The sequence below is a fragment of the Pseudomonas sp. NY11955 genome (assembly GCF_048068035.1).
In the GTDB taxonomy this organism is placed as follows: domain Bacteria; phylum Pseudomonadota; class Gammaproteobacteria; order Pseudomonadales; family Pseudomonadaceae; genus Aquipseudomonas.
This window is the reverse complement of record NZ_JBLUPS010000001.1, coordinates 660,681-676,886: the sequence shown is the minus strand read 5'-3', so window position 1 is coordinate 676,886 and position 16,206 is coordinate 660,681. Positions and strand designations below refer to the sequence as shown.

General features: G+C 60.6%; 16 protein-coding genes and 3 pseudogenes. 7 read left to right on the top strand and 12 right to left on the bottom strand.

Annotated elements, in window-relative coordinates:
• Window positions 1–79 precede the first annotated feature (79 nt).
• From ACNFBR_RS03035 to argC, 3 genes and pseudogenes are all read right to left on the bottom strand, one after another.
• Window positions 80–706, bottom strand: a complete 627-nt coding sequence (locus tag ACNFBR_RS03035; RefSeq protein WP_003465024.1) for a DNA methyltransferase — start codon at window positions 704–706, stop codon at window positions 80–82.
• Between the two features lie 414 nt (window positions 707–1,120).
• Window positions 1,121–1,276, bottom strand: a pseudogene (locus ACNFBR_RS03030) (OmpA family protein); the annotation flags it as partial.
• Between the two features lie 413 nt (window positions 1,277–1,689).
• Entirely contained in the window at window positions 1,690–2,619 is a 930-nt protein-coding gene (gene argC, locus ACNFBR_RS03025; RefSeq protein WP_049275860.1) for an N-acetyl-gamma-glutamyl-phosphate reductase, read from the bottom strand.
• A gap of 114 nt (window positions 2,620–2,733) precedes the next feature.
• Between argC and ACNFBR_RS03020 the strand changes: the two genes are divergently transcribed.
• Window positions 2,734–3,618 carry a LysR family transcriptional regulator gene (locus ACNFBR_RS03020; RefSeq protein WP_003465017.1) on the top strand — a complete coding sequence of 295 codons (885 nt, stop codon included), beginning with the start codon at window positions 2,734–2,736 and terminating at the stop codon, window positions 3,616–3,618.
• A gap of 183 nt (window positions 3,619–3,801) precedes the next feature.
• Here ACNFBR_RS03020 and ACNFBR_RS03015 read toward each other — a convergent pair whose 3' ends face one another.
• The 4 genes and pseudogenes from ACNFBR_RS03015 to ACNFBR_RS03000 form a co-directional block, all read right to left on the bottom strand.
• Window positions 3,802–4,014: a hypothetical protein gene (locus ACNFBR_RS03015; RefSeq protein WP_223866296.1), complete on the bottom strand. Its 213-nt coding sequence runs from the start codon at window positions 4,012–4,014 to the stop codon at window positions 3,802–3,804.
• Complete coding sequence (locus tag ACNFBR_RS03010; RefSeq protein WP_020309195.1) at window positions 3,917–4,402, bottom strand: uracil-DNA glycosylase family protein; 486 nt, start codon at window positions 4,400–4,402, stop codon at window positions 3,917–3,919. The genes ACNFBR_RS03015 and ACNFBR_RS03010 overlap by 98 nt, the downstream gene beginning before the upstream one ends.
• 73 nt (window positions 4,403–4,475) lie before the next feature.
• A pseudogene (locus ACNFBR_RS03005) lies at window positions 4,476–5,024 on the bottom strand (cytochrome P460 family protein).
• Window positions 5,025–5,051: 27 nt separating this feature from the next.
• Window positions 5,052–5,585: a carboxymuconolactone decarboxylase family protein gene (locus ACNFBR_RS03000; protein WP_020309197.1), complete on the bottom strand. Its 534-nt coding sequence runs from the start codon at window positions 5,583–5,585 to the stop codon at window positions 5,052–5,054.
• A 117-nt stretch (window positions 5,586–5,702) separates the two neighbouring features.
• Here ACNFBR_RS03000 and ACNFBR_RS02995 point away from each other — a divergent pair, with 117 nt between their 5' ends.
• From ACNFBR_RS02995 to ACNFBR_RS02985, 3 genes are all read left to right on the top strand, one after another.
• Window positions 5,703–6,545, top strand: coding sequence for a helix-turn-helix transcriptional regulator (locus ACNFBR_RS02995; RefSeq protein ID WP_049275859.1), 843 nt, complete (start codon window positions 5,703–5,705; stop codon window positions 6,543–6,545).
• A 449-nt stretch (window positions 6,546–6,994) separates the two neighbouring features.
• Complete coding sequence (locus ACNFBR_RS02990) at window positions 6,995–7,540, top strand: recombinase family protein (protein WP_416733599.1); 546 nt, start codon at window positions 6,995–6,997, stop codon at window positions 7,538–7,540.
• Between the two features lie 44 nt (window positions 7,541–7,584).
• Window positions 7,585–7,791, top strand: a complete 207-nt coding sequence (locus ACNFBR_RS02985) for a hypothetical protein (RefSeq protein WP_416733598.1) — start codon at window positions 7,585–7,587, stop codon at window positions 7,789–7,791.
• A gap of 176 nt (window positions 7,792–7,967) precedes the next feature.
• Here ACNFBR_RS02985 and ACNFBR_RS02980 read toward each other — a convergent pair whose 3' ends face one another.
• Both ACNFBR_RS02980 and ACNFBR_RS02975 read right to left on the bottom strand, forming a co-directional pair.
• On the bottom strand, window positions 7,968–9,686 hold the full coding sequence (locus ACNFBR_RS02980) for a recombinase family protein (protein ID WP_416733597.1): 1,719 nt from the start codon (window positions 9,684–9,686) through the stop codon (window positions 7,968–7,970).
• 41 nt (window positions 9,687–9,727) lie between these two features.
• Window positions 9,728–10,372, bottom strand: a pseudogene (locus ACNFBR_RS02975) (magnesium chelatase domain-containing protein); the annotation flags it as partial.
• A gap of 256 nt (window positions 10,373–10,628) precedes the next feature.
• On the opposite strand from ACNFBR_RS02975, the gene ACNFBR_RS02970 reads away from it, so the two are divergent.
• Window positions 10,629–12,623, top strand: a complete 1,995-nt coding sequence (locus ACNFBR_RS02970; RefSeq protein WP_416733596.1) for a DUF4034 domain-containing protein — start codon at window positions 10,629–10,631, stop codon at window positions 12,621–12,623.
• Between the two features lie 109 nt (window positions 12,624–12,732).
• On the opposite strand, the gene ACNFBR_RS02965 is transcribed toward ACNFBR_RS02970, so the two are convergent.
• From ACNFBR_RS02965 to ACNFBR_RS02955, 3 genes are read right to left on the bottom strand one after another with little or no spacing between them, the layout of a single operon-like run.
• The gene (locus ACNFBR_RS02965; protein WP_416733595.1) at window positions 12,733–13,161 is read right to left on the bottom strand and encodes a TOBE domain-containing protein; all 429 of its coding nucleotides are present in this window, start codon (window positions 13,159–13,161) and stop codon (window positions 12,733–12,735) included.
• A gap of 38 nt (window positions 13,162–13,199) precedes the next feature.
• Window positions 13,200–13,553 (bottom strand): gamma-glutamylcyclotransferase family protein, encoded by a 354-nt coding sequence (locus ACNFBR_RS02960; RefSeq protein ID WP_416733594.1) that lies wholly within the window; start codon window positions 13,551–13,553, stop codon window positions 13,200–13,202.
• Window positions 13,554–13,820 carry an accessory factor UbiK family protein gene (locus tag ACNFBR_RS02955; protein ID WP_416733593.1) on the bottom strand — a complete coding sequence of 89 codons (267 nt, stop codon included), beginning with the start codon at window positions 13,818–13,820 and terminating at the stop codon, window positions 13,554–13,556. It abuts the gene before it with no gap.
• A gap of 372 nt (window positions 13,821–14,192) precedes the next feature.
• Here ACNFBR_RS02955 and glnK point away from each other — a divergent pair, with 372 nt between their 5' ends.
• Both glnK and ACNFBR_RS02945 read left to right on the top strand, forming a co-directional pair.
• Window positions 14,193–14,531, top strand: a complete 339-nt coding sequence (gene glnK / locus ACNFBR_RS02950; protein ID WP_002555808.1) for a P-II family nitrogen regulator — start codon at window positions 14,193–14,195, stop codon at window positions 14,529–14,531.
• A gap of 46 nt (window positions 14,532–14,577) precedes the next feature.
• Window positions 14,578–15,909 (top strand): ammonium transporter, encoded by a 1,332-nt coding sequence (locus ACNFBR_RS02945; RefSeq protein WP_416733592.1) that lies wholly within the window; start codon window positions 14,578–14,580, stop codon window positions 15,907–15,909.
• Window positions 15,910–16,206 lie beyond the last annotated feature (297 nt).

The window sequence follows — 16,206 nt, the reverse complement described above, 5'->3', positions numbered from 1 at the left end:
CATGACCGATTTGAATGGTGGCGCGCTCTTCAACGCTGAGTTCGGAATAAGACATAGGGACAGCACCGTACCGGAAAGGTCAGGTGTTGCACTCAGTTTTCGCCGCCGCCCCCTTATTATCACTGCGAGGTGAATAGCTTTTCTGCCAATTGATTATGCCAATGCGATTCTCTTCGCCGAAGATTTCGTCCATGAGCATGCCAAGTCTAAATAGTTCCCTATGATCAATACAGATAGCCATAACCCCGCCTGGGGTTAGCATCTCACGCATCATCCAGATTCTGGGTGTCATGAAGCGCAACCATTTGCTGTGCTTGGACCCATCATCTTTAGGAACTACATCGCCGAGATCTGGATCGTTTGGATCCTTGTCCCACTTGTCGTTATAGCGGAAGTCCTCGCCGGTGTTGTACGGCGGGTCTGTTACTACAAGATCAACTTGACCACGATATTTATAGAGCGTGACCATCGCAGAAAGGTTTTCACCGTCCCAGATCTCATTCTCTGACTGGGCGGTTTCCTCTCCAAAGGATACTTTCTTGATAATACGATGCAGCTTCGGCTTGACCTGGCGGATGATCTGCCAGGGAGCAGCCCGCCCGGTGTAACTCATAACGATGCCATTCTTGCCAGCATCGGCAAGCGCCGCATCATGCTCCTGCAGCATACGGACCAAGGCGGCCCTCGGCAGTTGTTCGTAATCCATGCTTGCCCCTTGAATTCGTGCGGCGGCACCGAAAAGCTGAAAATTCTAGTACCGCTCGTGGATGCTTCACCATCCCTAGGGTGGCGAGTGTACTTGTGAACGTATTGATTTGGCTGTTAAACCGTTGAAAAAGACGGATCAACTGAGTTCCAAACGGGCTGCGTACTGGCTGGCAGATGCGAATCCGGCGCACGCCGCTCCCTTCTGGGCTCAAGCCCGCGAAGCGGGCATAAAGAACCCGGCCGAGGCCGGGATCCTTATGGGCTTATGGGCCGGCGTATTGGTCTGCCCAGTCCAAAGCCGGTGCCACGGGAGCTTGCACCTCCTGAGGCCAGGTTTTGGAGCCCACTGCAAATCGCCCGTAACCCATTAAAAGATAGCTGGGCATCCGACGAAAAGAGCACCAAGGCACCATTACCCTTGAGCTACAGCGCCGCTACGGGGCACCAGTTTGATTTCAACGCGGCGATTTTGGGCGCGACCCTCGGCGGTGTCGTTGGGGGCAATGGGCGAGCTGGAGCCTGCACCAAAGGTTTGCAGGCGCGAAGGATCGACGCCATTGCTGCGCAAAGAGAAAAAGGGGACTGATTTATGTGCGCCAGGCAAAGCTTGGTCGCCTGGGAATGACGGCGCAAGCCGTCACGAAATGGCGTAAGAAACCCAGCGGGTATGACCCCCGCCCGGTAAAGGTTAGCCACCGACCGGAAGCGAGTCTTGCGTGGTGACCGGGTAACCGGCGCTGCGAAGCGTAGACAGCAGAAAAGGGGATTTATTTTCCCTACTCTAAAACGGCCGCTGTTGGCCGATTGCTGCCTGTCGTGGACGACCGTTTAACTTCAAAGCCTGACTGGATTGCAAACTGCTGACACGCGTAGATTCTGTTTTCGACTCGTTTAATGCCGTCGATGCCAGGCCATAAACAGAGAGGAAACAACCGCTCGAAAATTCGAGCCATAGACTCTAGAGCCAGTGGGTAGTCGGAGTCATGTTCCTGCAACCATCAAATCCAGATTCTGCACCGCCGCTCCAGCGGCTCCCTTCCCAAGATTGTCAAACACCGCAGCCAACAAAACCTGCCCCGTCTCATCATTTTCACACACCACCAATCGCAAACTATCAGTCCCGTTAAGCGCCTGAGGATCAAGGCACGTCAACCCTTTGGCCTCCTGCATCGACATCACCTGTACATGGTCCGCATCGACGTAGTGCTGCATAAGACACGCATGCAACCGCACCGCATCCACGCCCGGCGCCAACAAGCGAAGTTGCAACGGTATGGTCAGCACGATCCCCTGCCGAAAAGCCCCATAAGCCGGCACAAACATCGGCCGCTCCATCAGACCGCTTTGCTGCTGAATCTCCGGAATATGTTTGTGTGCCAGCCCCAGACCATAAACCTGAAACGCGGGCGCCTGTGATGCGCCCTCTCCCTCATGCTCTTGCACGCCAACGCGCCCTTTTCCGGAATAGCCCGACACAGCATGAATGTTCGTCGGATAGTCCCTGGGCAGCAACCCGGCCTCCAGCAATGGGCGCAGCAGCCCTATCGCCCCCGTGGGATAGCAACCGGGATTGCTGACCCGCCGTGCCGTGGCGATGCGTTGGGCCTGCTGCGAGTTCATCTCCGCGAAACCATAGGTCCAGTCTAGATGGGTGCGGTGCGCCGAACTCGCATCGATCACCCGAACGGCGGGGTTTTCGATGCTCGCTACAGCGTCGCGTGCGGCTTGGTCGGGCAAGCAGAGAATCGCGATGTCGCAGGCGTTGATGATTTCGGCGCGACGTTGCGGATCCTTGCGATGTTCGGGGCTGAGCGTGATAAGCCGCAGATCGGTCCGGTCGCGTAGACGTTGATGGATTTGCAACCCGGTGGTGCCTTGGTCGCCGTCGATGAATATAAGAGGACTTGCCATGGAATGCTCTCGGACATAGGAAATCAGGAGTTCCAATCTTCAGTGAGGGGCTAAGATAGGAAAAGTTGAATTTCTAAACGATGAAATTCAGCTTTTCTGAACAAGGAGTGACTCATGCGCGAAATCAGCCTGGACCGTCTGCGCACGTTGGTGGCCATTGCCGACCTGGGTTCGTTTGCCGAGGCGGCCCGTGTGCTGCACCTCGCGCCACCCACGGTCAGTTTGCATATTGCCGACCTGGAGTCGCGGGTTGGCGGAAAGCTGTTGTCGCGCACACGTGGGCGCATTCAGCCTTCGGCGATTGGAGAAACGCTGGTGGAGCGCGCGCGGCGCCTGTTGGCGGATGCGGAGCAGGCGCTTGAGGACGTGGAGCGTCAGGTGCAGGGCTTGGCCGGGCGTGTGCGGCTGGGTGCCTCCACAGGGGCCATCGCACAGTTGATGCCGCAAGCTTTGGAGACGTTGGGCCAACGCCACCCCGCTATCGATGTGCAGGTCGCGGTGCTCACGTCGCAGGAAACTTTGAAGAAGCTTGCCGAGGGCTCTTTGGAGATCGGTCTGGTCGCGCTGCCACAGACCCCGGTGAAGGAATTGCGGATCGAGCCATGGCGGCGGGACCCGGTCATGGCCTTCTTGCCGGCTCGCTGGGAATGCCCGGATGTTGTGACCCCCGGTTGGCTGGCCGCCCAGCCATTAATTCTGAATGACAAAACTACTCGGCTTTCGCGCTTGACCTCGGAGTGGTTCGCCAGTGATGGACGGCAGCCCACGCCGCGTATTCAACTGAACTACAACGATGCGATCAAAAGCCTAGTGGCGGCCGGTTATGGTGCGACGTTGTTGCCGCATGAAGCCTCCACGCCATTGCCCGATACCAGGATCGTCATGCGGCCATTACAGCCCTTATTGTGGCGTCAACTTGGTATTGCCCACCGTGGTGGGGACGTCGAGCGGCCTACGCAACATGTGCTGGATGTGTTGTGGGGGTTGAGTGCGGGCTAGGGCGATGTTGTCAGAGAAAGGACCGCTTTCGACCCGGTCATACGGTGATTGAGGTCCCAGGCGTCAGCTACCGCACCTGAAGCCGTCGTTCATCGCTCCAAAGCCGGTGCCTGTCTCCGTTCGCCCAGGCCAGGGTGTCGTAGTACTTGTGCAGCAGCTCGGTAATGGCGGCGGTGTCGTCGGTCATGGGGTTTCCTTGGGGTTGGCGGTGAGGACTGCCTGGACGCGTGCTTGCAGCGCGGGCAGCACGTCTTGTTGGAACCAGGGGTTGCGCACCAGCCAGCGATTGTTGCGCGGGCTAGGGTGAGGCAGGGGGAACGCTTGCGGCCAGTGCTCGCGCCAGGCTTCGACCACCCGGGTGAGCGGCGTCTTGCCAGTACCGAGGTGGTAGTCCATGGCGTAGCTGCCCAGCACGATGACCAGCGACAGGCGCTCGAAACGCTGCATGAAGGCTTCGCGCCAGGCGGGGGGCGCACTCCGGGCGTAGCGGCAGGTCACCGCTTTTGCCGGTGCCCGGATAACAGAAGCCCATGGGCAGAATGGCGATGCGGGTAGGGTCGTAGAAGGTGTCGCGGTCCACGCCCAGCCAGGCGCGCAGACGCGCGCCGCTGGCGTCGTCGAAGGGCACGCCTGAGGCATGGACCCGGGCCCCCGGTGCTTGGCCGGCGATGAGGATGGGCGCACTCGGGTGAAACTGGAAGACCGGCTGCACGCCGTGTGGCAGATGCGGTGCGCAGCGCGTGCAGGCGCGGACGTCGGTCAGAAAGGCGTCGAGTGTCGGCATGGCGCGCTTCCGGAAAGGGTGGCTCGCGCAGGACGGAGGTGCCATCCTGCGCGAAGCGTAACCCGGCAGCAAGTCAGTGCTGGGTCAGTGTCGGATAGCCCTGGATGAATACGCGGTCGGTCTTGGCCGCCGGCACATGGCAGCCCATGCAGTCGGCTTCGTAGCTGACGGCGACATTCTTGGCGGGGGCGTCGGCCTTGAACAGCGCCCAGCCCCAGCCGTCGCCCCACAAGGGGTTGCTGGCGAAACGGCCTTTGGCGTCCTAGACCATCACGAACCACACGGCCGCATCGGAACCCCAGACCACAGGGTTGCCAGTGGTCATGGCGCTGGTTTCGAGCTTGCGGATCTCTTTCACCAGCGTGGCGCCGTCCAAGAACTTGCCGGTCTTGCGGTAGTGCTCGGCCGAGGCCTTTTCGGTGTACACATCGTGCAAGCCGCGAGAGGCGGATTTTTCGTCCAACACCGCATATGAGCCCAGGTGGACGAAGTTTGTGCGGAAGTCTGTGGGGCGGCTGATGCCGCCCTGGCTGTCCACATAGGGCGAAAAGTCGCCGGCCGTGACGGCCAGTGGCAGGACGAGGGCGCTGGCGAGCAGAGCGCCGGTGAGTGCGATTTTCATCGTGTTCTCCTTATATGCCTATGGAGATCAGACGGCGACCACGGGGAAATCCACCGTGGTGTCGGCGATGTGGTTGGTGTAGTTGGTGAGCGTGTTCAGCGCGACGTTGGCGATCACTTCCAGTATCAGGCCGTCGTCGAGCCCCGCGCGGCGGTAGTTGGCCATGGCGTCGGCCGACACCACGCCGCGTTGCTCGACCAGCGCGCGGGCAAAGCCGGCGATTGCATCGTCAAGTGCGTTGGCCGCCTGGCCGGTGCGGGCCGCGGCGATGGCCTCTGCCGACAGTCCGGCACCTTTGCCGATCAGGGTGTGTGCGCTCAGGCAATACTGGCAGCGATTGGCTTGACCGGCAGCGAGCGCAACGATCTCGCGCTGGGAGGCATTCAGGCGGCCGGTGCCCAGCGTTTCGGACAAGCCGAGGTAGCCATTGAGCGCCGCCGGCGCGTGGGCCAGCGTGGCGAACAGGTTCGGCACCATGCCAAGCTTGGCTTTGACGGCCTTGAGTGTGGCAGCGGTAGCGGCGTCAGCGGTGTCGATGGTCAGGGGGGCGATTTGGGTCATGTCTATCTCCGTAGTGGGTGAGGTGCAAGAGCACGTGGGCATGATCGCCCTTTGTTTGGTACGATATGGCACGTAAAGTATCAAATACGTAACCTATCGTCTTATATGGAGAGTGGAATGGCGGATCGACTGGCCGGCTTGCTCCGGCACTACTCGCTTTCGGCGCGCGTTTTTCACAGCGGCGCCTTCTGTGGGCAGCATCATTACGCGGCGCCGCATGGCTATATCCATCTGGTGCGGCGCGGCCCGATTACGGTGCGTTCGCCCGTGCATGAAGATCTGCTGGTTACCGAGCCGAGCCTGCTGTTTTATCCGCGCGTGGCGTCGCATCGTTTTGTCGCCGCCCCCGGCGATACCGCTGAGCGGTTGTGTGCGGAGGTCGACCTGGGCGCTTCGACGGGCAATCCGTTGGCCATGGCCTTGCCGTCGATGCTGCTGATTCCGTTGGCGGACTTGCCCGGCCTCGGGCCGACGCTAGAGTTGCTGTTTGCCGAAGCCGAGCGCGACCAGTGCGGTCGGCAGGCCGCCATCGACCGCTTGTGCGAGTTGCTACTGATCCAGTTGCTGCGTTATCTGATGGATGGGCGGCTTGGCGCCACCGGACTGCTGGCGGGCCTGGCCGACCCGAAACTCGCGCGCGCCATAACCGCCATGCACGATGCGCCGCAGACCGCGTGGTCGCTCGAGGCGCTGGCGGCGAAGGCGGGCATGTCACGCGCGCGCTTCGCCGCCGCGTTCAAGGACGCGGTGGGCGTCACGCCGGGCGACTATCTGGCCGACTGGCGGATGAACGTCAGTTGCACCCTGCTCAAGCAGGGGCGGCCGGTGGCGGTGGTGGCCGACCGCGTCGGCTACGGCAGCCCGAACGCTCTGGCGCGCGCCTTCCGCGTGCGCATGGGCTGCGCCCCGCGCGACTGGCTGGCGCAGCAGCGCGGTGACGCGGCGCTCAGCGGTTCGTGAGTTTGAGTTCGATTCGCCGGTTCTTGGCGTAGGCGGCGCCGGTGTTGCGCTCGTCGAGCGGGTGAAATTCGCATCACGCCGGAACAACTGGCGGAACTCCAGGTGGCGATCCGTCAACGGCTGGTCAGTCTGTTCGTGCGGCGCGGCCGGCTGGACAAGGCTGAGTCAGTGGCGCAGGTAGCTGGATGACGCTGTCCCGCCCTGAGCCGACGCTCACAGGCGGGGATTTCCAGTGTCGTCATTGTCGGCTATTGGCCGGCAGCAGCCCGTCGTTGCCTGATGGATCCAACCCCTCCGCTGCTATAGTGCAGTCGGCTTCTGACGTTCAGTGCAGCCGTCTTCTGAAAACGACAACCCCGCCATTTTCCGTATTCATTTGCCTTGATTTAGAATTTGAATACATGCACACTCACAGTATCTAGAAGCAAATGAATACAGAGGGCAGGGAAATGGCAAAGGTCGGGTACATTCGCGTTAGCTCGGTTGACCAGAACACGGAGCGGCAGCTTGACGGTATCGCCCTGGACAAGGTTTTCACCGAGAAGGTGAGCGGTGCTACGACTGACCGCCCCCAACTCCAGGCGATGCTTGAGTACGTGCGGGAGGGGGATACCATCGTTGTTCACAGCATTGACCGCCTAGCCCGCTCCCTGGCCGACCTGCTCAAGCTGGTGGAAGACCTAACCAAGCGTGGTATCCACATCCGCTTCCACAAGGAACAGTTGGAGTTCACCGGTGAGGACAATCCAACCCAGCAACTTATGCTGTCGATGATGGGAGCGGTGGCCCAGTTCGAGCGTGCGATGATTAAGGAACGCCAGCGAGAAGGCATCGCCAAGGCCAAGGAGAAAGGCGTATATAAGGGCCGCACGAAGACCGTGGATGACGAAGCAATACGTGCCGCTGTCAGTGGTGGGCTATCGTTCCGCAAGGCCGCAGAAAGCCTTGGCGTAAGCCTGAGCACCGTACAACGTGCAATGAAAGCCGGCGCCTAACAGGCGCCATACGATGCGTTGCCTACCCACCTTGAGGACGGAACATGGACGACCAGAACGCAGCAATAGCGGACACGTTGGAGTTGCTGCATATGAACCAGATTGCTTTGAGGGCAGCGATTGAAGAAGTCAGTACATGGATACGTCAGCGAGGCTCCGTGCATGTACACGACAGCACAATGACCTGCCTCCAGGCCCTTGATGGCAACGCCGATGCCATCGCCACAGCGATAGAACGCCTTCGCAGCTAACGGCCCCGGCCTACGATATTTGCCGATTCTGGCTGTCGGCAACGAGTTGGCACGGGAATGGCTCTTAGCACCGCTCACCAATTGGCCCGTTTTCACCGATTTCCCCAATCCCCGCCGTGATAGTTTGGCCAGCTTTTTGGATGCCGCTTTCGCCAGAGCAGGGTGCCAGAAAATATTTAGATTTTCCGGCCTTGGGAGAGTTTGCCGCCAAACCATTGCCAGCCGATTCCTTCTTCTTCCTGCTCACGCAACGCGGCTTCTGTTGTGGTTAGTCCCTGCTCGACCTGCCTGCCGTAGATATCGGGGTCAAGTGGTTGGGTAGTGGCATGGCCGTCCTCGTAAAGTACGCTGAACAGCATCTGCTGGACCTCGTCTGTAACCGCCTCGTCCGACTTGTCCAGTACCCAGCATTGGCAGTGACTCGGGTTGTGACGCCTGAACAGAACTTGCAAACCCAGGCGTTTCAGAAGGCTGTTAGCAGCGGCCCTGCCTTCGTAGGTCACAAGGTCGATCTGCCTAAAAAAGTCTTCCCGGCTGATGACGCGGTGTGATGCAAGCTGCTGCCTGAGTTCGTCCCGTTCTGCCGAGCACTGTGCATGGTCCTGCTCAAATTTGTAGAGCACCTTGGCACCTGCAATCGTGGGGAAGGCAGTTTGCGCCTCGATTGCCCCCTCAAGGTTGCCAGCTATGACTGCCAGTTTGCCCTCCACTACCTCCAGGCTTTTACGAATGTCCGCACTTTTTCCGTGCACCAGCGACATGCTGTCCACGTTAGCCAGGATTTCCTTGAATATGGCCTCCGTCTGCTCGATCCGAATACTGCCGCTACGGCAAATGCCTTTCTTCGCTGAGTAACACTGTAGGTACGTGTACCCCTTGGGCGGGCGCCCCTTGTTAATCAGGTGCATCGCATCGCCGCATAGATAGCACTTGGCCAGGCCCTGCCATACGTTGAAGTTCTTCGACTGCTTTGTAGCCCCTGCCGTCTTCCGCTGTTCCCGTGCGGCCTTGGCTTGCAGGAACAAATCCGGGGTGATGATTTCCGGGTAAAAGCCTTCCACTGGATCGCCGTCGTTTTCTCGCACACGGCCTACAAGGTGCGTCGGTTGGTATTCGCCCAGCAACGCCCGGTTATTCAGAATTTTTTCTACCGAGCTTGTGCCCCAAAGGCCACTTTTGTTCCTGGGTTTTTCCTTTGATGACCGTGTGCTACCGAACACGGGCACGTTGTCATGGTTCAGGCGGCGAGAAATCATCGCCTGGCCATATCCCTGGATCGTCATATCGAAAATGCGACGGACTACCTCTACGCGCTCTGGCACCTGCTCGTAAACGCCGTCCGCGAGTTTCAACCAGTACGGGCACGCAGCCCCGAGTGGGGTTTTCTCGCTTCGTGCAAGCTCGCGTTTATTACGCCAGGCTTTCGCCACTCGGTTGCCTTTCTCGCTGGATTCGTTGTGTGCTCGCATCATTACCGCGATGCTGATAATCAATTCCGTGGCAAGGTCGGGTGAGTCATTTGAATAGGTACGTTTATCCGAAAGGGTGACGACTTTGATGCCGGCTCCCAGCAGGTTAAGGAGTTGGCCCAGGGCGATGTTTACTTTATCCCTGGATAAGCGGTCCAGGGACTCGACTAGTAAGACGGAGCCGGATTTGATTACTCCATCGTTTACCAGCGCGAGAAACCGGCCAAATTCCCCTTCGTCACTAACATGCTTGCCTTTGTAGGCCGATCTGCCGGAGTCAAAGAATCGGTACTCCTTGGTATCGGCCAGTTCGAGGCCGTTTTCCGCACAGTACTCAAGGGCCGCCGTTCGTTGCCGCCGGTAGCTATCTCCCTTCGCCTGTTCGGGGCTGCTGAAACGAATGTAACTGTAGGCCTTCGGCTTCATCGGTCTGATCCTGATGCTGTTGGTGTATTCTTACACAACTTAAGTAGGTTGTGCGCCCCGGCGGCGGCTAGCAACAGGGCACGCTTGGCCGCCAACTGCCCCTGCACTTCGCTCAGGTCCGGGTAGGGCCGTTGCTGCAGGATCAGGCCGTTGGCAGCGTACGGCGGCAGCGGCACTTGGCCGTTCAGGTGGGCGACCAGTTCCAGCAGGTGCCCCACCGCGTACACCACCAGGCCGCCGGCCAGGCTGGCTTCCTCGGCATTCTCCCGCGGCACCACCAGCGCCCGGCCCGCCTCACGTGCCGCCAGTGCCGCCGGCAGCACGCCCTGCACTGGGCGCAATTTGCCGGACAATGCCAGTTCTCCAAGGCATTCGACGTCGGCAAGGCTGGCAGTTGGCACCTGGCCGTCGGCAGCCAGGATGCCCAGGGCAATGGCCAGGTCATAACGCCCGCCATCCTTGGGCAGGTCGGCGGGGGCGAGGTTCTGGGTAATGCGCCGCTGCGGGTAGTTCAGCCCGGAGTTGACGATGGCACTGCGCACCCGGTCCTTGCTTTCCTTGACCGTGGTTTCTGGCAGACCGACCAGGGTGAGATGGGGCAAACCATTGGCCAGGTGGGTTTCGACGCTGACCGCAGGTGCCTGCACGCCCACCTGGGCACGACTGTGGACGAGGGCTAGGGACATGGACACTCCGTTGTCGCTGGAAAGGGCCGCTTCCTGCGGCTGGGCAAAGAATAGCCAGCACGGCCACGACGGGCGCAACAAGAGTGCGTCGTGGTTTTTCAGGGCAGTGGTTTTCCCTGTGTTTTCATGCCGCTTGGCAAAAATGGATCCAATAGACTTTGCGCAGTCGCCAGGTATGGCTTAGTGTTGTTGGTCAACTGCCGTTGCCATGGAATGGCACCGTGTTTTCTTTCAAATGGACTTGAGGTATTGCGCCGTGCAAACGCTCACCCGCACGCGCCAGGTAATCCGCGAACTGGTGCAGGCCAGTGCATTCGTTGAACTCAACCGTTTTTTCGACAGCCTCGAGGCACGCTGGCGGCAAGCCCCAGCCGGCGAGTTCCCGGCCTACCTGGCGGCCATCGACGGGGACATGCTGGTCGATGTGGAAAACCAGGGTGGCCGGGCCTTGAGCCAAGTGCTAAAAGCCTGGGTTGATGCCTGCCCCCAGGCATATCACCCACACGTTGTAATGGGCATGCACTGCTTCCACCGGGCCTGCCAGGTGCAGGGTGGTGGCCAAGGCAACGCTGCACGCTTGCTGGCCGTCGAGCAAATGTGTGAAACCGCGACCGCGCACCTGTTGCGTGCAATGGACCGCTCTGCGCAGCCTGTGGCCGCGGTCATTGGCATGCTGCGCATCAGTGCGCAGCTACGCGAGCCTGGTTGGTTGGTCGAGCTGTTTCAGGGGCGCCCTGCGCGCTACAGGCCCAATGCCCATGCCGATGTGGAAGTACAGGAAGGCGCAGCGCCATTGCTGGTGAAGCATGGGGTGCTACCCTTGGCCGAGCTGCCACAGGTACTACCGACTTGTTTGGGCAGGCGCGTCGATCACGAGAATGAAGACCCCCGCTATTACTGGCTGCGCCATGCGCTGGTTGCTCGCCCCGGTTGCTTTGAAGCGATCCAGGCTCTTGCCGTTTATCTGCTGCCCCGTTGGGGTGGCAGTTTCGATGCGCTCGAGCTTTTGGCCAATGGCCCGTTGTGTTCAACCTGGGACGAAAGCTTGCGCAATGCGCTGCGCTGGATGGCCGTCGAGGACAGGCTGGCGCTGCCGCATGCCGATCAGCTTCAGGCCGTTGCCGACTGGCTGCAGGTGTTCGAAAGCTGGTCGCAGCGCCCGACAAGGCTCCGGGAAAGCGCTGTGGTGCTGGCCTGGCGGGGGGCGCTACGCAGCCGTGCCTTGCAAGACCACACCGGCGCCATGCAGGACTTTTGCGCAAGCTTGGCGTGCAATGCCGAGCACGGCGCCATCCGCGCCATGGGCGAGCCTTTTCGTTGCCTGGTCGAGTTGATACTGCGCGATGGCATGGCGGATGAGAAGCACCTGTTGCGCAGCGCCATCGAGCGCCTGTGCGAAGGCCGCTCACATGCGGCTGCCTGTGCATTGCGCGCTGCTGGGCACCGATTCGGGTTGTGGGGGCTGCCACGCTCGGCCGAGCAGGCAAGGGTATGGTCGCAGCGGGCGGTCAAACGCCAGTGCACCGGTCAGGCCCCGGGGTTCGAGGTGCTGGAGGTGGCACGCTTGCTGTGGTCAGCCAACCGGCATGAAGTAGCCTGTTATCTGTATGAGCGTTGCGCGGAATTGAACTTGCCTGGGGCTGCCCTGGGTCTGTATGAGCTGCACAATGGCGGCTTGGCCAACACCCCGGTGCATTACCTGGATGACGAGGCAGCCGAGTACTGGCTGCAGCGTGCGGTGGAGGCGGGGAGCCGGCAGGCCAAGTACAACCTCGCCTGTCTGCGCATGGATGGCGATGAGGACCTGAGCGAGCGCAGTGCCATGTTGGCCGTCAGGCGCCTGCTGGTCGACGCACTGGGTAATGCGCAGACCAACGCCCGTGCGCGCTTGCACCTGGGAATTCTGTTGCGCCAGTTTGGCGAAGCGCAGGAGCGTGCCGAGGCCGTCGCTTACCTGTCGAGCCTGGTCGAGCACCCGGACCCGTGGATTGCCGGGCGTGCCAGCGCCGAACTGGGGCTGGCCTGGATGCAGGGCCGTGGCACCCGTAAGCAGAGCCGCTTTGCCGCCATCGAATGGGCCAACCGGGCGGCCAGATTGCAGCCGGGGGATACGGCCATCGAAGACATCCAGGCCGAGATCCTCAACTCACACAACCGGGTGAAAACGTTGTTTACCCAGTGTGGTGCGGCATTGTTCCGGGGCACCTTGCATGCCAGCGAGCTGCCGCCGAAACAGCTCTGCATGAATTAGATCGGGGCCGCTTTGCGGCCCTTCGCGGGCACGCCCGCTCCCACAGGGTGGCTCAGAAACTGTGGGAGCGGGCGTGCCCGCGAAGGGCTGCAAAGCAGCCCCTTGTCATTCAGGCCTTGGCGCCGAGGATAATGTGCGAGGCCTTGATCAGCGCAGTCGCTTTCACACCTGGTGCCAGGCCCAGCTCCTGCACGGCTTCGCGGGTCACGATGGCATACACCTCGGTGCCACCGGCCAGCTTCAGCACCACTTCGGCGTTCACCGCACCATCGCCAACCCGCACCACTTCGCCTTCCAGGGCATTACGGGCCGACAGCTTGTAGCCGGCAGCATCCGTCAGCAGTACCACCCATGGCGCCTTGACCAGTGCCACGGCGTCTTTACCGACATTGATGTTGAGGTTATGCAGGCTGGCCATGGTGACCACCGCTACCAGCTTTTCACCACCCCCGAGGGTTAGCTCGACTTCGGCATTGACCGCACCGGGCTGAACGTTGGTGACTTTGCCTTCGAAAACATTGCGTGCGCTGACTTTCATGGGGAAACGCTCCGTGTAACAACCCGCGCCCGAGGGATTCAGGCGCGCACATAAACCCAGGCAGTCAGGCCCGAGGCAAGGGTGACGGCGGCGCGCTTGTAGTCGGCAACTTCATAGCGGTCCGCCGCCGCCAGCTCTTCTTCGCTGATCTGGAAGACCATGCCGGCCACGCTGTCGTCGGCCTGGCTGCTGGGGGAAACGATGGGGTGATGGGACTTGCCACTGGCCGCCAGCACGCCCGGGTCGGTGATCTCGACCCAGTCCTGGCGGTAACCCAGCATACGGTCGGCCTGGCCGCTCAGCTCACGGCCGAAGTTGGCCAGTTGCACGGCTTTGTCCTGCAACGTGCCGTAGGAAAACAGCAGTACCGGGTATGCGCTGGAGGGCTGCATTCACTCACCCTGCGGGGTCGGGTTCAGCCGTGCTTCCAGCTCGGCTACTTGTTTTTCCAAGGCCTCCAGGCGTGCACGGGTGCGCGCCAGCACGACCATCTGGCTATCGAATTCGTCGCGGCTGACCAAGTCCAGCTTGCTGAAGGCACCTTGCATCAGCACCTTGAACTGGCTTTCCAGTTCTGCGCGGGGCTGGGCGGCATCGTTGCTGAACAAGCGCGAGGCTTGGTCGCTCAGGGCATCGAGAAGGGCTTTGGGCGCGAGCATGGGCGGTCCACTGAATCTGAGAAATGGTCGGCAGTGTAGCACGGGCCGTTCAGCGTCTCAGGGTTCGCACCCTTGCACATTTTTCGCGCAATGCGCCCTGCCGGCGCGCACCGAAAATGTGCATGTTTTCCATGCTGGCGACTGGCCAATCCCGACCATTTCACATAAGCCACTGTTTTCTGGTGCTTTGCCAGAACTGGCAAGGTTTCTGCAAAGACCTGAACGAGCCATGCACTGATGCAGTTCCTTGTGACCAGGCAGTGCGCACGCGGAGCCGGATGCCGACGACGCGTTACAAAGCCAAGCGCTGCGCTTAGACTTGAGACGGGTTTGTTTTCCTGGGGCAAGTCCACCAAATCGGGAGAGAGTTTCATGAAGCTAGTCACAGCCATCATCAAGCCGTTCAAGCTGGACGACGTGCGCGAGTCGCTGTCGGAAATCGGCGTGCAGGGCATCACCGTCACCGAAGTCAAAGGCTTCGGTCGGCAGAAGGGCCACACCGAGCTGTACCGCGGTGCTGAATATGTGGTCGATTTTTTGCCCAAGGTGAAGATCGATGTCGCCATCGATGACAAGGACCTTGATCGGGTAATCGAAGCCATCACCAAGGCAGCCAACACCGGCAAGATCGGTGACGGCAAGATTTTCGTGGTGAATCTGGAGCAGGCGATCCGTATCCGTACCGGCGAAACCGATACCGACGCGATCTAAGCAGCAAAAAAGCCTCACCAAACCCAACGCCCCAGGAGAAAACAACATGACTCTGCGTAAGATCGCAGGGCTAGGAGCCCTATTGTCCCTCGTAATGCCCGGGCTTGCCCTGGCAGAGGAAGCTGCCCCAGCGCTGAACTCCGGCGACACCGCCTGGATGCTGACCGCGACGGCGCTGGTGCTGTTCATGACCATTCCGGGCCTGGCCCTGTTCTATGGCGGCATGGTGCGTTCCAAGAACGTGCTGTCGGTGATGATGCAGTGCTTTGCAATCACCGGCCTGATGAGCATTCTCTGGGTCGTCTACGGCTACAGCATGGCCTTCGATACCTCCGGTATGGAAAAGGGCGTGCTCAACTTCAACTCCTTCGTGGGCGGTTTCTCCAAGGCCTTCCTCAGCGGCGTCACGCCCGAGAACCTGACCTCGGCCACCGCACTGTTCCCTGAAGCGGTATTCATCACCTTCCAGATGACCTTCGCCATCATCACTCCGGCGCTGATCGTCGGTGCCTTCGCCGAGCGCATGAAGTTCTCCGCGATGCTGGTGTTCATGGGTATCTGGTTCACCCTGGTGTATGCGCCGATCGCGCACATGGTGTGGAGCGGCGACGGCGCACTGATGTGGGATTGGGGCGTACTGGACTTCGCTGGCGGCACCGTGGTGCACATCAACGCCGGTATCGCAGGCCTGGTCTGCTGCCTGGTGCTGGGCAAGCGCAAAGGCTACCCGACCACTCCGATGGCTCCGCATAACCTGGGCTACACCCTGATGGGCGCCGCCATGCTGTGGATCGGCTGGTTCGGCTTCAACGCAGGCTCCGCCGCCGCGGCCAACGGCACCGCTGGCATGGCCATGCTGGTCACCCAGATCGCCACCGCCGCCGCGGCGCTGGGCTGGATGTTCGCCGAGTGGATTGGTCACGGTAAACCCAGTGCCTTGGGCATCGCCTCGGGTGTGGTCGCCGGCTTGGTTGCCATCACCCCGGCCGCAGGCACCGTGGGCCCCATGGGCGCCCTGGTGATCGGCCTGGCTTCGGGTGTGATCTGCTACTTCTGCGCCACCACCCTCAAGCGCAAACTGGGCTATGACGACTCGCTGGATGCCTTCGGTGTGCACGGCGTTGGCGGCATCATCGGTGCCATCCTCACCGGCGTGTTCGCAGCCCCTGCACTGGGTGGCTTCGGCACCGTCACCGATATCGGCATGCAGGTCTGGATCCAGGCCAAGGGCGTGATCTTCACCGTGGTCTACACCGCCATCGTCACCTACGTGATCCTCAAGGTGCTGGATGTGGTGATGGGCCTGCGGGTCAACGAAGAAGAAGAGTCGGTCGGCCTTGACCTGGCTCAGCACAACGAGCGCGGCTACAACCTGTAACTGCGACGCGGTAAAAACTTGCCCGGCTTGCCGGGCATTTTTTTGTCAGATTTTCAGCATTTCTCGCACAGCAAACGGTTTATCCGACACGTTCGCGACGTAGGTAAAAAACTTACAAGTCTTAGGGCGTTTATGGTGCTTTGCTTTTTCCACGGGCGCGCTAGAATGCGCGCCGAAGGGTGTTTGACGAGCAGTCCACACACTTCGCCAGCCTTTGCTAGGCTTGCCAATAGCGTGTGGCCAGCAGGGGTTAATGGATTTGTCAGGTCCTGCCAGGAGCAGGGCCTGCTGGGTGCC

Excerpts from the sequence above, each read along its gene's own strand:
- ACNFBR_RS03035 (WP_003465024.1), bottom strand. The coding sequence starts at position 706 with ATGGATTACGAACAACTGCCGAGGGCCGCCTTGGTCCGTATGCTGCAG.
- argC (WP_049275860.1), bottom strand. The coding sequence starts at position 2,619 with ATGGCAAGTCCTCTTATATTCATCGACGGCGACCAAGGCACCACCGGG.
- ACNFBR_RS03020 (WP_003465017.1), top strand. The coding sequence starts at position 2,734 with ATGCGCGAAATCAGCCTGGACCGTCTGCGCACGTTGGTGGCCATTGCC.
- ACNFBR_RS03015 (WP_223866296.1), bottom strand. The coding sequence starts at position 4,014 with ATGGACTACCACCTCGGTACTGGCAAGACGCCGCTCACCCGGGTGGTC.
- ACNFBR_RS03010 (WP_020309195.1), bottom strand. The coding sequence starts at position 4,402 with ATGCCGACACTCGACGCCTTTCTGACCGACGTCCGCGCCTGCACGCGC.
- ACNFBR_RS03000 (WP_020309197.1), bottom strand. The coding sequence starts at position 5,585 with ATGACCCAAATCGCCCCCCTGACCATCGACACCGCTGACGCCGCTACC.
- ACNFBR_RS02995 (WP_049275859.1), top strand. The coding sequence starts at position 5,703 with ATGGCGGATCGACTGGCCGGCTTGCTCCGGCACTACTCGCTTTCGGCG.
- ACNFBR_RS02990 (WP_416733599.1), top strand. The coding sequence starts at position 6,995 with ATGGCAAAGGTCGGGTACATTCGCGTTAGCTCGGTTGACCAGAACACG.
- ACNFBR_RS02985 (WP_416733598.1), top strand. The coding sequence starts at position 7,585 with ATGGACGACCAGAACGCAGCAATAGCGGACACGTTGGAGTTGCTGCAT.
- ACNFBR_RS02980 (WP_416733597.1), bottom strand. The coding sequence starts at position 9,686 with ATGAAGCCGAAGGCCTACAGTTACATTCGTTTCAGCAGCCCCGAACAG.
- ACNFBR_RS02965 (WP_416733595.1), bottom strand. The coding sequence starts at position 13,161 with ATGAAAGTCAGCGCACGCAATGTTTTCGAAGGCAAAGTCACCAACGTT.
- ACNFBR_RS02960 (WP_416733594.1), bottom strand. The coding sequence starts at position 13,553 with ATGCAGCCCTCCAGCGCATACCCGGTACTGCTGTTTTCCTACGGCACG.
- ACNFBR_RS02955 (WP_416733593.1), bottom strand. The coding sequence starts at position 13,820 with ATGCTCGCGCCCAAAGCCCTTCTCGATGCCCTGAGCGACCAAGCCTCG.
- glnK (WP_002555808.1), top strand. The coding sequence starts at position 14,193 with ATGAAGCTAGTCACAGCCATCATCAAGCCGTTCAAGCTGGACGACGTG.
- ACNFBR_RS02945 (WP_416733592.1), top strand. The coding sequence starts at position 14,578 with ATGACTCTGCGTAAGATCGCAGGGCTAGGAGCCCTATTGTCCCTCGTA.